A 14148-nucleotide genomic window follows, 5' to 3' on the forward strand; every position below is an offset into this window, starting at 1 on the left:
GAACACCGGGGGCCGGTCGGCCTAAGCCGCTAACAGACGCTGCACCGCAGCCAGCGGCAACTGCAGCCACTCCGGGCGGTTCTGCGCCTCATACAGGCACTCATAAATAGCCTTATCCAGGATAAAAGCCGTCAACAGCGCCTCATTCTTACGCGGGTCCGCGCCATACTGCTGCGCATAACCATCCAAGAACGCATCAATATTGCGCTCCGCCCACTCGGTGACCCGGTACTGGTGCTGGCGAGAATTCTCCCGGGCAGTCAACAACGGGTAATGCGCGGCGTAATCAAAGGAGCGCACCATGCCCGCCACATCGCGCAGCGGGTGATCCGGCAACCGGCGCTCATCCCACGGCCGCGAGGGCTCACCCTCAAAATCAATCAGCAACCACTCACGCGGAGTGCGCAGCACCTGCCCCAAATGCAAGTCACCATGCACCCGCTGGGCAGGAACCCCATCGGGACCAACCGCCGCGGCAGCATCCCGGTAGACCGCACGCACCCGGTCGGCCTGCTCAGCGACCTGCGGCACCACACCAGCAACATGATCCAGGCGGGCGAGCATCGGGGCGACCAACTCCTCGCCGCTGAGCTTCTCAGACACCGGCACCGACGACGCCAAGGTCTCATGCACCGACGCCACCGCGCCACCAAGCGCCCGGGACTCAGAAGCGAAATCCGTACCCAAATCAGCCGGCTGCAAATCACCCTCCCGGATAATGTCGCGCACGCTGGTCAGCGCCATCGCCCAGCCCTCCGCCGAGTTCGGCACGAATTCCTGCACCATCGCGGTGGTGTACACATCACCGTCGATATCCAGCTCAGTCCAACCATGCAGACGCGGCACCGAGGTGCAGCCCGCAGCGGACAAAGCAGCTAATAATTCAACATCCGCATTAGTGCCCGGGTGCAGGCGGCGGAAGAACTTACACATCAGCTTTTCGTCATAGACCACCGACGTATTGGATTGCTCCGCACCCATCGGCCGGCCAGACTCCGGCACCGCAATATCGGCACCGCCAGGCACATGATGCATCCTCATCGAGCCCAAAGCGCCATCCTTAATCAGCGCAGCACCAAGGGCAGTGACGACGTCAGCGTCGGCAAGCGCGTCGTAGCCAACCAGGCCCTCAGCGTCGACCAGCACGGCCTGCTCACCACAGCTGGGAACACGGTCAGTCCAGGCAATCGGGAGCTGATACGCCGGGGTGCCGCCATCAACATGAGCGCGCACGAACAGCAGATCCACCGCAGGGTGGGTCTCAGTGGCCGGCAAAAGCGGCTCCTGGATCACCACCTCCACCTTGTTCAACGTGGAGGCCTTATCGGCGAAGTAGCGGTGCCCCGGCAGGGTACGGGCCAACTCCGAGGCAATAACGGCGGTATCAGGTCGTTTAGTATCCGGTGAATTCATCGGTTGTCCTCCGTATCGGCGACAGTCAGCGTCGCCTCGGGGTCAGCGTCGCCACGGGTAGCGGCAACAGGGGCGTCGGAAATGGCCTGCGCCACCGGCAGACCCGGGGCAGCAGTAGACATCGCCGCAGAACTCGACTCCGGCGGGGCCTGAAGCTCAAACCAGTAGAAACCATGGCCCGGCAACGTAATGAGATACGTCAGCTCACCGATCTCCGGGAACGGCACCGAACCGGTCATCTCCACCGGGGTATAACCATCAAATTCCGACAGGTCCAAAGTCACAGCCTGCGGGTACTTCGACAAGTTATTCACGCACAGCAGCGTCTCGTCCTCATGCTCACGCAAATACGCCAGCACCGACGGGGTCGCCGAGCCCAGCTCACGGAACGTGCCGTGGCCGAACGCCTTGTACTGCTTGCGCAGATGCACCATCCGGCGCACCCAGTTCAGCAGCGAGTTCGACGTATTCATCTGCGATTCCACATTGACCGCCTGGAAGCCGTACGTCGGGTCCTGGATCGTCGGCAAGTACAACCGGCCCGGGTCACACCGGGAAAAACCAGCATTGCGGTCCGGGGACCACTGCATAGGCGTGCGCACCCCATCGCGGTCGCCGAGCCAAATATTATCGCCCATGCCGATCTCATCGCCGTAGTACAACACCGGCGAACCCGGCAGCGACAACAGCAAGGCATTAAATAATTCCAGCTGGTCACGGTCATTATTGAGTAGCGGAGCCAGGCGGCGGCGGATACCAATATTGGCTTTCATCCGTGGGTCGGCGGCGTACTCGGCGTACATATAGTCGCGCTCTTCATCAGTAACCATCTCGAGAGTGAGCTCATCGTGGTTACGCAAGAAAATGCCCCACTGGGCCTTCGACGGGATATCGGGAGTGCTCTCCAAAATTTCGGAGATCGGGAAACGGGACTCCTTACGCACCGCCATGAAGATGCGCGGCATCAGCGGGAAGTGGAATGCCATATGGCACTCATCGCCACCAGTAGCCGGGTCACCGAAGTACTCCACAACATCCTCAGGCCACTGATTGGCCTCAGCCAACAGCACCCGGCCGGGGTATTCCGCATCGATGACTGAGCGACACTTGCGCAGGAACTCATGCGTCTCCGGCAGGTTCTCGCAGTTCGTTCCCTCACGCTCAAACAGGTAGGGCACCGCGTCGAGGCGGAAACCATCAAGACCCATATCGCACCAGAAGCGCAGCACATCAATCATGGCTTCCTGCACAGCCGGATTGTCGTAATTCAGGTCCGGCTGGTGGGAGAAGAAACGGTGCCAGTAGTACTGGCCGCGCACCGGGTCGTAGGTCCAGTTCGAATCCTCGGTGTCGACGAAGATAATGCGCGCCCCGGAGTACTCGGTGGGGTCGTCGGTCCACACATAAAAATCGCCGTAGGGGCCGTCGGGGTCCGTACGTGACTGCTGGAACCACTCGTGCGTATCCGAGGTGTGGTTCATCACCAGGTCAGTAATGACCCGGATGCCGCGCTTATGCGCTTCATCAAGCAGCAGGTGGAATTCCTCCACCGTGCCGAAGTCCTCCAGCACCTTGCGGAAATCGCGGATGTCATAGCCACCATCGCGCAGCGGGGAGTCATAAAAAGGCGGCAGCCACAGGCAGTCAACGCCCAACCAACTCAGATAGTCCAGCTTCTGAATTAAGCCTTGCAGGTCACCTGAGCCGTTATCGTCGGAGTCGTTAAAGGCGCGTACCAGCACCTCATAGAACACCGCACTGCGATACCAATCGTCCATGACAGTCCAGGGTAGGCAAAGCCGCCCGCCAATGCAGCGCCCACGGGCGACCGAGCGGGGGACTGCACGCAGTTTTGTTGCCGATCGTGCCATGATGGCGCCATGAGTACCGGGCCGAAGAAGTACTTACCGCAGTCATGGGGCGGCGTGTCCGTCCGCGTTGTTATTGCCGTGGCCAGTGTGCTGGTGGTCTTGCTCGCACTGTCGGTGGGGCTGACCGAGATGAGAAGAATGTCGAAGGAAAACGAGCCGCAGCCGCAAGCGACCATCCCAGGCCAAAAATGGGCGCTTGCCGACGATCCCGCCGCCTGGTTCGCGCTGAAGCGTACCGACGGTGGGCAATTCGAATTCACCGGCTCCGACGGCTGCAATACCGTCTTCTCCACCAACGCAGAGCTGACCAATTCCCATATCAACTTCGGGGATGTCGGAAAAACCCGGATGGCCTGCCCGCCGCCGCATGACACCGAAGAACTATTCCGCTTCTTCCTGCAACACAATGATGTCCCGGTGGACTTCTCCGGCGGCGCGCTGCACCTCCAAGGCCCCGGCGGGCGCTGGGTCGTATTCGACGATGAGGGCGAGTTTAAGGGAGACTAGGCCCATGACCGATACCCCCGATAACGACCACGGCAACGACCCGCAGCCAGGCTGGCCCAAGATGGCCTGGGCGGTTCTGATCACCCTCATCACCGTGTTGAGCTGCGTAATGATCATCAAACAGGGCTTAGAAACAGGGATGTTTAACTTCTAAGCGCCGGTATGGCCGCCAATGCGGAATGCCCGGCGCACCCGCTGCCACGGGTCCTGTTCCGCCCCCGCCACCCCATGCTCAGCGGCCCCATAAAACACCCGCGCCGTGCGGTTGGGCAGTCGATACCGCGGCCACTGCGGGCCCGGGTCGTGCTGGGTGATAAACCGCACCGCATCCTCATGGAAGGGGTGCTGCTCCCGGCCGAAAAGGCGCGGCAGCTCAACACAATGCGGCGCGCCGGAGGTAGGCCCATCCGGGCCCATGCCCACCCCACCACCAGGGCGGAACTCCCCGGCCCACACCGGCAGATTCGCGCCTGCGGCCTGCTCGGCGATAGTCACACCCCAACGCCGAATACACGAATCTGAAATCAGATCCGACATCGGAGTATCAGACTGTGGCAGCGGCACCCGGGCGCCAAGACTTGCAGCCCACGCATTCGCCATCAGCCCAGCGAAGGGGCGAGCATCAATGCTGCGCAACGGTTCCATATGGTGAAACTCCTCGCTGGTGGTGGTCACCAGCAGCGGCACCGACGGGCGGGCCTCGCCGATATGCGGGCCCAACGCGGCCTCAGTGGGGGAGAGCATCCGCAACCGGGAGTACACCTTTTCCACCGCAGCGAGGCCATGCCGATCCGCGTAATCAGCCAAGCCTTTCCGTGTTGGCCGACCGCGCAATAAAGCAGCCAATGCCAGCCGCTGGCGCCTATCACCAGAGCCTGCAGAAAAACCAGCGGAGGCGGCAATAATCCCCCGCACCCGCCCAGCCAGTTCCGGTTGGGAACTCAGCGTCAGCGCCAAACCCGCCCCCGCGGACTGGCCGGCAATAGTGATCCGCCCCGGGTCGCCACCAAAGGAGGCGACATTATCGCGCACCCAATCCATCGCGATGTGCAGATCCGCAATCGCCGGCAGTTGGTCGGAGTTGTGATCCCGCCAGAAACCCTGCAGGCGTTTCCGGTAGCCCAAGGAGACCGTCACAATGCCGCGCTCGGCGAGAAAACGCCCATTAGTCCACGGCTCCGAGGGATGCCCCTCCTCATACCGGCCGCCATGAATCCACACCAACACCGGCAAAGCACTGTCGTAGCAGCCCGGGGCAGGGGCAGTAATCGTGAGCACCGACTCCGGCCCATCGGCCACAGCACTGCCGGAAAGCCCAGTATGGGCGGCTTTCGGGGCCGGTCGCGCCGGGCCGAAAGGGGAGGACACCGCGTAGCGCACCGCGTGGCAGCGCCACACCTTGCCACGCAAAGCGCCGGTGAGCTCACCTGCCGGGGTGCTGATCGTTAGCTCATCCATAGCGCTCACGCTACCGCGCTAGTGCGGTAGCATCAGCCGACGTGAGCGAGTTCATCGACGTCATTGGGCAGTGGCTCATCCAACTACCCGTCATCTGGCAGACCGTGGTGCTACTCGCCGCGGTCCTCATACCAGGCGGGGCCGCCGCTTTCGCCCTCATTGGCGCCATCGACGTCGTCGTCGGCCGCGTATTCGGCCGTTGGGGACGGCGCCATACCGGCCGCGACCGCGCACGAATCGAACTGGCCAGGCAGTAGCCGAGGAATCAAGGAGTCACCATGCGAATCAACCGCGTCAAGCTCGCCCTGATCGTGTTGCTTCTGCTTGTGATCATCGCAGGGCTACTGCTCTAAATCGCCGCCTAACCCCGCTTCGACGCCGCAGCCACCGCAGCGAACTGCGCGTGCGTCGGCAGATCCTGCACCAAAACCGCCGCACCATCGCTATCGGTTAGCGGCACCCGCCAATTCGGGTACTGATCCCCAGTGGTGCCCGGCTGATTCTGAGTCCGCCGGTCACCCACCATATCCACCAAAGACATGCAGGTCAGCGCCGCCGGGGTGGCAGCAATATACCGGTGTAGCCCACTAATCAGCACCGACGCCGGCGGCAAACTATCGCGAGTGGCATTAGCGAAGTCATAGCCCTCAGCCGCAGTGCCGTCGAAATAACCACGGTCGGCCGTCGCCTGCAATACCGAACACACCCACGCGAAATCACGGGAATCCTCGAGTGCGACGTCGGTAAGCAGCAAGCCCAGGCGCTCCCGGAGCTGAATATGCTCACCGGCGAGATAACCAGCCGTCGGCGGCAGATCATGAGTCGTCACCGACGCCAAGCACAGCCGGCGGTAGTTCTCCGGCGGCTTCGGGACATCATCCTGGGACTCGAACCACAAAATAGAAGTACCCATCACACCGCGATCAGCCAAATAATCCTGCACCCACGGCTCAAAGGTGCCCAGATCCTCACCAATGACCGCAGCACCAGCCAGCTCAGCCTCCAAAGCCAAGATGCCGACCATCGCCTCATGGTCATAACGCACATACGTGCCGTTCAGCGGAGACTGCATCCGCGGCATCCACCACAGGCGGAACATGCCCAGAATATGATCCACCCGGATACCGCCGGAATGGCGCAGCACCGTGCGCAACATATCCCGCCACGGCAGATAAGCAGCGTCGGCAAGCTTATGCGGATTCCACGGCGGCTGGGACCAGTCCTGGCCCTGCTGGTTGAAATCATCCGGCGGGGCGCCCACCGAGGCATCCGGGGCCAACCACTCCGCCAAATTGCGGGCATCTGAGCCGCCCGGATGCACACCGACGGCCAAGTCCGCCATCACACCAATGCGCATCCCCGCCTCAGTAGCGGCGCGCTGGGCGTCGGCAAGCTGCTCATCACACACCCACTGCAACCAGCAATGGAAATCCACCAGCTCATCATGCAGCTGGGAAATATTCTCATGCGCAGAAAGCGGCTCAACAAACTCATTGCTGGCCTCCTGCCGCGCAGCGATCTCCATATCGGCACACCACTCGGCGTACTCAATAAGACCCCGGCCCTGCTCGCGCTTAAAACGCTCAAACTCAGCCGCACGCACCGGAGACAGCGGAACATGATGCAACGCATGCAAAGCCGTCAACTTCGCCGTGTACACCTCATTGCGATTAATCAACTCCGCCGAGCGATTACCCGCACGGAACTTCGCACCTAATTCATGCAGCTGCGCGGTGTCCTCATCATCGAGATACGAAAACTCCGGGATCTGCTCCACCCGCAGGTAGATGGGGTTAATAAAACGCCGGGTCGACGGCAAATACGGGGAATCCTCCATCGGCGGGGCCGGCTCAGCCGCATGAAGCGGATTAACCAAAATGAAGTCCGCCCCGGCGCTCTGCGCCCCAATCGTGGCCAAATCCGCCAACGTGGTGAAATCACCAATACCCCAACAACGCTCCGAACGCACCGAGTACAGCTGGGCCATAATGCCGGTAGCCGGACGCTGCACAAAAGCGTCCGCGGTGGACAGCCGGCGCGGGGTCACCGCAAGAGTGCAGACCCCAGAAGTGCCGTCATTATCGGCAATAATTTCATGCCAACCCAACGGCAGGTCCTCAGGAACAGCGAAAGCAGCCTCACCGAGGCGCACCCCATCGACAGTGCGGGCGGGAACATTATGTTCCAGCTGGGCTAGCGGCACCTCGCCACCGTCGGCAAGCTTCGCATACACCGAAACGGGGGAGCCATCGGGCACATGCACAAGCACCGATTTCGGGCTGCCCTGGGTGGTGACCACCACCGGCGGCAACAAGCGGCGCCAATACCGGTCCGCCCACCGCTGGCGGGCGGCACGGATGGTGTCGTCATCAGGATCGGAGCCCAAATCGACATCCATAGCCTTAATAATGGCCAAAATAGTCTCGCGAGAGACGTCGATATGAGAGCCATCGGAGGCGGTGTACCAGGTGGCAATACCGAGGTCATCGGCTAACTCGGCCAGGGGGCCGGTTACGGGGCGGGGGTCTTTTTCAGCGGTGGGTTGGGCATTCACGCGCCCCATCATGCCAGGGGGACGACGAAAACACTGGGTTGGCCGGTACCCCCACGTGCACCTAATTGAGTTTTAATTACTAATTCCGTACCGCGTTCTGAAAATGTGACGTATGTTGTATCTCGAAGTTATCAACGTCACATATCGCTCGTGTCGCCTGGCGGATACCGCAGGCGGCCGGAAGCCTATTGCACGGACCCATCAAGGAGACACACGCAGATGCGCGAGTACTCGACCGAAGCCCAGTACGTCATCGGGGAGCAGGAGACCTGCGTCACCGCCCTCATGGAACTGGCGGCAAAGCGCCCCAAGCTGGTGCTTTTCACCCGCCCCAAAAACTTCGAGTGGGTCAATGTCACCGCCGAAGAATTCGTCGAAGAGGTCCGGTCCGTCGCCAAAGGCCTCATCGCCAATGGCGTGGAAAAAGGTGACCGCGTCGCCCTGCTCTCCGAGACCCGCTACGAATGGTCGCTGCTGAACTTCGCGATCTGGGCCGCCGGCGCCACCCTGGTGCCGGTTTATGGTTCCTCCTCCTCCGACCAGATCCGCTGGATCATCGAAGACTCCGGCGCCGTATTCGCCATCACCGAAACCCGTGGCCACTCCGACCGCACCAAGACCCTGGTGGTCAACGCCGAAGGCCGCCCGCTGCTGGCGGACTCGACCTCCCGGCTGCGCCGCGTACTGGAGATCAACTCCTCCGCCGTCGACACCCTGATGTACGAAGGCCGCGACATTCCCGACGAAGAAGTCGACGCCCGCATCAGCGCCACCTGCGCGGCAGACCTGGCCTCGGTTATCTACACCTCCGGCACCACCGGCCGCCCCAAGGGCTGCCGCCTGCTGCACGCCAACTGGCTCGGTGAGGTCCGCTCGCTGCTGACCAATGACATCGGCCTCATCTCCCGCCCCGGCAAGCGCGTCCTGACCTTCCTCCCGCTGGCCCACGTGCTGGCCTCCGCGGTGTCCCTGGCCGCCATTATCGGTGGCGCCTCCCAGGCCCACTGGTCCGACCCGTCCACCGTCATCCTGGAATTCCAGCGCTACCAGCCGAATATGATCCTCGGCGTGCCGCGCGTATTCGAGAAGGTCCGCGACTCCGCGTACTCCAACGCCAAGGAAAAGGGCCCGCTGGGTCTGGGCATGTTCACCCGCGCAGAGCAGACCGCTATCGAATACTCCAAGGCCCTCGACACCCCCTCCGGCCCGTCGACCCCGCTGAAGCTGCGCCTGAAGCTGTACGACAAGCTGCTGTTCTCCAAGATCCGCCAGGCCATGGGCGATAACGTCGACTACTGCATCTCCGGTGGCGCAGCACTCTCGGCTGACCTCGGCCACTTCTTCCGTGGTCTCGGCGTGCCGGTCTACGAGGGCTACGGCCTGACCGAGTCCACCGCCGCCATCACCGTCAATGACCCGAATAAGCAGGTCATCGGTACCGTCGGCCGCCCGATCGGTGGCTGCTCGGTGCGCATTGCCGACGACGGCGAGGTGCAGCTGAAGGGCCAGGTCGTCTTCGACGGCTACTGGCGCAATGAGGAAGCCACCGAGAAGGCCTTCGACGGCGAATGGTTCGGCACCGGCGATATGGGCGAAATGACCGAAGACGGCTTCGTCAAAATCACCGGCCGCAAGAAGGATCTGCTGGTCACCGCCGGCGGCAAGAATGTCTCCCCGGGCCCGCTGGAAGACCGGATGCGTTCCCACCCGCTGATCTCCCAGGCAGTGGTTATCGGCGACGGCCAGCCCTTCATCTCAGTGCTGGTCACCCTCGACGAGGACGCCTTCACCAAGTGGAAGTCCGAGCACGGCCTGCCCGAGAACGGCACCATCAAGGAACTGGCCGCCAATGGTTCGCTGCGCGCTGAGGTGCAGGACGCGGTCAACTCCGCCAATGAGCTGGTCTCGCACGCGGAGTCGATCAAGAAGTTCTACATCCTGCCGCGCGACCTGTCGGAGGAAAAGGGCGAACTCACCCCGACCATGAAGGTCAAGCGCAACGTGGTGCTGGAGCGTTTCTCCAAGATTGTGGACAATATCTACCACCGCTAGTTTCGGCGGCGCCGACTGAGCCTTCCGGCGCGCCAACCCTGCCAGGCCCGTTCATCACTTTATGGTGGACGGGTCTTGTGCATGCAGGCGCGGAAGGGAGGCTGGAGTGGAGCACTACGACGCCCAGCTACGCCTGCGCGAAGTCACCCAAGAGCTATACGACATCGGCGATGACATCGCTGAACATATCGACAACCTGGCCGAAGCAATAGCCGACGTAGACGTCGACCTCGTCGACGAATGTGTCGTCGAATTGGCCGATATCGTCGACGATGGTGTCACCGACGCCATCCCACTCATTGGCGAACTCGGGGGCCTGCGCCAAGCCTTCATTTCTGGCATTAAGGCAGGCCAACTCTCTCCGGCGGCAGACCGCATGGCCGGTAATGAACCGGCTGCGATCAGTGTTGCCACGCTGACCAATATGCCCGGTCCGGTGCGCCACGCCGCCGCCATCCACGCCGTGTCCCAGGCCATGGCCGCGCGTTCGGACACCGTGGCCGATAACCTCAACGAACTAGCCGACTGGCTTTCCGCCGAGAATATCCGGGGTGTTGAGGTACTCGGCTCAGTTGCGTTACCGGTGCTGTATTCGCGGTGCGGCCGCCGCGCCCTGGAAGCCGCCGCAGCATGGCGCGTCACCGTCGCCGAAGCCCACCCCATGGTCGCCCGCGGACTGCGGGGCCGCCGGCCCCCACGTTTCCTCAACGAACGCGCCCGTATTGATGCCGTGGTCGCCAAGGTCGCCGCCGACCGCGCCCGCCGTGACCGCAGCCCGGAGCGCGTGTGAGTCTCCCCGCGCCCAGCGCCGAGGACCTTTTCGGCGTCTACCTGCACGTGCCGTTCTGCGCCACCCGCTGCGGCTACTGCGACTTCAACACCTACACCCCAGGTGAACTGGGTTCGGCGGCCTCCACCGGCAGCTATCTCGACGCCATCGTCCGGGAACTCGAGATGGGCGCCGCGCAGCTAGAAACACAAGGCCGACTCCGTGCCGCCCAGACGGTGTTTATCGGCGGCGGCACCCCCTCACTGCTCGGCGCCACAGGGCTCGCCACGCTCCTGGACGGGGTGCGTAATTCCTTCGGGCTGGCCAAGGGTGCAGAGGTCACCACTGAATCCAACCCGGAGTCGACCAGCCCGGAATTTTTCGCAGGCATCCGCGAGGCCGGTTTTAACCGCGTCAGCCTTGGCATGCAGTCGGCGGCTGAACACGTGCTAGCCACCCTGGATCGCACGCATACCCCAGGCCGGCCGGTAGCTGCTGCCGCCGAGGCGCGCCGCGCCGGCTTTGACCACGTCAACCTGGATCTCATCTACGGCACCCCAGGTGAGTCCATGTCCGACCTGGACCGGTCCCTCGAAGCGGTACTCAGCGCCGGGGTGGACCATGTCAGTGCGTATTCCCTCATTGTGGAGCGCGGCACTGCGATGTACCGCAAGGTCCGTCGCGGCGAGTTGCCGATGCCCGATGATGATGATTTAGCCGACCGCTACGAACGCATTGATGCTGCGCTCAGCCCGACCGGTTTACGCTGGTACGAGGTGTCTAACTGGGCGCAGCCAGGAGGGGAGTGCCAGCACAATCTGCTGTATTGGCGCGGCGGGGACTGGTGGGGTGCGGGCCCAGGCGCGCACTCGCATATCAATGGCGCTCGCTTCGCGAATCTCAAACACCCGGCCCGCTATGCGGCCACCATCTCCGAGTCGACGCTGCCGATCAGCGCTGATGGCGTGGAGACCCTGACCGCCGAACAGCGGCACACCGAAGACGTCATGCTGCGGCTGCGGCTAGCCGAAGGAATGCCGCGCGCGGATTTCAATGCCGAGGAATTACCGCGCGTCGATCACCAGATCAACGTCGGCATGCTGGCCGAAACAGACGGCCGCGTACACCTGACTCATCGGGGCCGGCTGCTTGCCGACGCTATTATCTGCGACATTCTTGTCTAACTGACCGGTAAGATACGCACAGACACACCCGCCGCCGACTGGGGGAGGAGAAGCACAGATGTCCAGCACGACCGAGCGCCGCCGCAAAGAAGTGCTGCGCGCCATTGTCGCCGACTATGTCGCCTCCCAAGAACCCGTCGGGTCGAAAGCACTGGTAGAGCGGCATAAACTTGGTGTATCAAGCGCGACCATCCGCAATGACATGGCCGTGCTGGAAGCCGAAGGATATATCGCCCAGCAGCACGCCTCCTCAGGGCGCATCCCCACCGAAAAGGGCTACCGCGATTTCGTCGACGGGATCAGCGATATCAAGCCGCTTTCGAGGGCCGAGCGGCAAGCAATCCTGGAATTCCTCGAAGGCGGGGTTGACCTTGAGGATGTGCTGCGTCGTTCCGTGGAGCTGCTGTCCCGGCTCACCCGCCAGGTGGCGGTGGTACAGCTGCCGACGCTGCAGGTATCCCGGGTCCGGCATGTGGAACTCGTGCCGCTTGCCGACGTGCGACTGCTGCTGGTGCTCATTACTGATACCGGCCGGGTCGAGCAGCGCCATGTGGAACTGGCCGCACCGATCGACGCGGAAGATGATGTGCCACGCCTGCGCGCCATGCTCAACCGCGTGCTTGCTGGCAAAACACTGACCGACGCTTCGGTATCCGCAGCGGACCTGGCCGGCAATGCCCCACCTGACCTACGCGACCCCGTTTTGCGGTGCGCAACTGTGCTCGTCGAAACGCTCATTGAGCGCCCCAGTGACCGACTGATTCTCGCCGGCGCGTCCAACCTTTCCCGGGTGGATGCGGAATTCCCCGGCGGGCTGCCGTCGGTGTTGGAAGCCCTGGAGAAACAGGTAGTGGTGCTCAAACTGCTCGGCGCCGCCCGCGACCTGCACCGGGTGCAGGTGTCCATCGGTGAGGAAAACCAGGACGAGAGCCTGCGGGGCACCTCGGTGGTCTCCACTGGCTACGGCACCGGGGACGCCATTTTGGGGGGATTGGGTGTGGTTGGACCAACTTCTATGGACTACCGGGGAACAATGACGTCGGTCGCCGCTGTTGCACGGTATGTCGGGATGGTCCTCGGGGAGTGATCTCCGCCCAGAATTATTTACCCGCCGCAGGGCCCGCGTAGGGTAACTGTGCGCAAGGCCGGGGGAACCTGGCTGAACACTTGCAATCAAGCAGAGGAAGTAACTGACGTTGGCGCGTGACTACTACAGCATCCTTGGCGTCGGCAAAGACGCCTCCGATGGAGAGATTAAAAAGGCGTACCGAAAGCTGGCGCTGAAATATCACCCGGACCGCAACCCGGATGATGAAGAAGCAGCAGCCCGGTTCCGTGATGTCTCCGACGCTTATGAAGTGCTGTCGGACCCGAATAAGCGGCGTATTGCCGATATGGGTGGCGACCCGTTGGACAACAGCGGCGGCATGCCAGGCGGTGGCGCCGGAGGTTTCGGTGGTTCGGGTTTCGGCGGTGGTCTCGGAGACGTGTTCGAGGCCTTCTTCGGGAATGGCGGCGGTGGCCGTCAAAAAAGATCACGCGTGCAAAACGGCGCCGACGCGCTGCTCGGTATAAAGCTCGATTTGGCTGAGTGCTACACGGGTGTGCGCAAACCCATCACTGTCGACACCGCCGTGCTGTGCAAAGACTGCGAAGGCACCGGGTCAAAAACCAAAGCCAAGGCCACAACCTGTGGTGAATGCCAAGGAGCCGGCGAAATCCAGCAGGTGCAGCGCTCCTTCCTGGGTAACGTGATGACCTCCCGGCCCTGTGCGGCATGTATGGGCACCGGCGAAGTCGTGCCCGACCCGTGCCCGGAATGCGGTGGTGATGGCCGGGTCCGCGCCCGCCGCGAACTCACCGTCAATATTCCCGCCGGTGTTTCTGAGGGCATGCGCATCCGCATGGCCGGCCAGGGTGAGGTCGGCCCCGGCGGCGGCCCATCCGGTGACCTCTACGTCGAGGTGCAGGTCGAACAGCACCCGGTTTTCCAGCGCGAGGGCGATAACCTACACGTCAACGTCCACGTGCCAATGGTCGACGCGGCCCTGGGAACCGAGGTGCACCTGAATAACCTCGTCGATGAACAGCTCAACGTCACCATTGAGCCCGGCGCCCAGCCCGGCGACCGGGTCCGGCTCAACGGCGCTGGCATGCCGCGCCTGCGCGGTGAAGGCAACGGCGACCTCGTCGCCCACGTCGATGTCAGCGTGCCCACGAAACTGGATGCGAAATCCCGCGAACTGCTGGAGAAACTGCGCGACCACCGCGGCGAAAACTCCACCGTGGCCGATGGTAAATCCCACCGCGGTTTCTTCTCCCGGTTCCGCCGCTAGGCCC

At 62.7% G+C, this 14148-nt stretch carries 12 protein-coding genes; 8 read left to right on the forward strand and 4 right to left on the reverse strand.

All coding sequences use genetic code 11. The features are described from left to right. Positions 1-21 precede the first annotated feature (21 nt). On the reverse strand, positions 22-1413 hold the full coding sequence (locus tag KRX51_RS07500; protein WP_218362515.1) for a phosphotransferase: 1392 nt from the start codon (positions 1411-1413) through the stop codon (positions 22-24). Continuing rightward, the gene (gene treS / locus KRX51_RS07505; protein WP_218362516.1) at positions 1410-3191 is read right to left on the reverse strand and encodes a maltose alpha-D-glucosyltransferase; all 1782 of its coding nucleotides are present in this window, start codon (positions 3189-3191) and stop codon (positions 1410-1412) included. Before treS ends, KRX51_RS07500 begins: the two co-directional genes overlap by 4 nt. A gap of 102 nt (positions 3192-3293) precedes the next feature. On the opposite strand from treS, the gene KRX51_RS07510 reads away from it, so the two are divergent. Next, entirely contained in the window at positions 3294-3791 is a 498-nt protein-coding gene (locus KRX51_RS07510; RefSeq protein WP_218362517.1) for an META domain-containing protein, read from the forward strand. Positions 3792-3795: 4 nt separating this feature from the next. After that, entirely contained in the window at positions 3796-3945 is a 150-nt protein-coding gene (locus KRX51_RS07515) for a hypothetical protein (RefSeq protein WP_218362518.1), read from the forward strand. Here KRX51_RS07515 and KRX51_RS07520 read toward each other — a convergent pair. Continuing rightward, complete coding sequence (locus tag KRX51_RS07520) at positions 3942-5249, reverse strand: carboxylesterase family protein (RefSeq protein ID WP_218362519.1); 1308 nt, start codon at positions 5247-5249, stop codon at positions 3942-3944. The genes KRX51_RS07515 and KRX51_RS07520 overlap by 4 nt on opposite strands. Positions 5250-5290: 41 nt before the next feature. Between KRX51_RS07520 and KRX51_RS07525 the strand changes: the two genes are divergently transcribed. Continuing rightward, complete coding sequence (locus KRX51_RS07525; protein WP_218362520.1) at positions 5291-5506, forward strand: hypothetical protein; 216 nt, start codon at positions 5291-5293, stop codon at positions 5504-5506. Positions 5507-5610: 104 nt separating this feature from the next. On the opposite strand, the gene malQ is transcribed toward KRX51_RS07525, so the two are convergent. Continuing rightward, entirely contained in the window at positions 5611-7803 is a 2193-nt protein-coding gene (malQ, locus tag KRX51_RS07530; protein WP_370625067.1) for a 4-alpha-glucanotransferase, read from the reverse strand. A gap of 219 nt (positions 7804-8022) precedes the next feature. Between malQ and KRX51_RS07535 the strand changes: the two genes are divergently transcribed. From KRX51_RS07535 to dnaJ, 5 genes are all read left to right on the forward strand, one after another. Further along, the gene (locus KRX51_RS07535) at positions 8023-9855 is read left to right on the forward strand and encodes a long-chain fatty acid--CoA ligase (protein WP_218362521.1); all 1833 of its coding nucleotides are present in this window, start codon (positions 8023-8025) and stop codon (positions 9853-9855) included. A gap of 106 nt (positions 9856-9961) precedes the next feature. Next, on the forward strand, positions 9962-10645 hold the full coding sequence (locus tag KRX51_RS07540; protein WP_370625068.1) for a hypothetical protein: 684 nt from the start codon (positions 9962-9964) through the stop codon (positions 10643-10645). After that, the gene (hemW, locus tag KRX51_RS07545) at positions 10642-11808 is read left to right on the forward strand and encodes a radical SAM family heme chaperone HemW (RefSeq protein WP_218362523.1); all 1167 of its coding nucleotides are present in this window, start codon (positions 10642-10644) and stop codon (positions 11806-11808) included. Before KRX51_RS07540 ends, hemW begins: the two co-directional genes overlap by 4 nt. A gap of 58 nt (positions 11809-11866) precedes the next feature. After that, on the forward strand, positions 11867-12895 hold the full coding sequence (hrcA, locus tag KRX51_RS07550) for a heat-inducible transcriptional repressor HrcA (RefSeq protein WP_218362524.1): 1029 nt from the start codon (positions 11867-11869) through the stop codon (positions 12893-12895). 109 nt (positions 12896-13004) lie between these two features. Then, on the forward strand, positions 13005-14144 hold the full coding sequence (dnaJ, locus tag KRX51_RS07555; RefSeq protein WP_218362525.1) for a molecular chaperone DnaJ: 1140 nt from the start codon (positions 13005-13007) through the stop codon (positions 14142-14144). Positions 14145-14148 lie beyond the last annotated feature (4 nt).

Origin of the sequence: Corynebacterium sp. TAE3-ERU12 (assembly GCF_019209905.1) — a bacterium.
GTDB lineage: Bacteria > Actinomycetota > Actinomycetes > Mycobacteriales > Mycobacteriaceae > Corynebacterium.

What these genes read in the sequence shown, in the direction of transcription:
- hrcA (WP_218362524.1), top strand. Translation starts at nt 11,867, where the DNA reads ATGTCCAGCACGACCGAGCGCCGCCGCAAAGAAGTGCTGCGCGCCATT.
- treS (WP_218362516.1), bottom strand. Translation starts at nt 3,191, where the DNA reads ATGGACGATTGGTATCGCAGTGCGGTGTTCTATGAGGTGCTGGTACGC.
- KRX51_RS07520 (WP_218362519.1), bottom strand. Translation starts at nt 5,249, where the DNA reads ATGGATGAGCTAACGATCAGCACCCCGGCAGGTGAGCTCACCGGCGCT.
- KRX51_RS07500 (WP_218362515.1), bottom strand. Translation starts at nt 1,413, where the DNA reads ATGAATTCACCGGATACTAAACGACCTGATACCGCCGTTATTGCCTCG.
- KRX51_RS07510 (WP_218362517.1), top strand. Translation starts at nt 3,294, where the DNA reads ATGAGTACCGGGCCGAAGAAGTACTTACCGCAGTCATGGGGCGGCGTG.
- KRX51_RS07535 (WP_218362521.1), top strand. Translation starts at nt 8,023, where the DNA reads ATGCGCGAGTACTCGACCGAAGCCCAGTACGTCATCGGGGAGCAGGAG.
- KRX51_RS07515 (WP_218362518.1), top strand. Translation starts at nt 3,796, where the DNA reads ATGACCGATACCCCCGATAACGACCACGGCAACGACCCGCAGCCAGGC.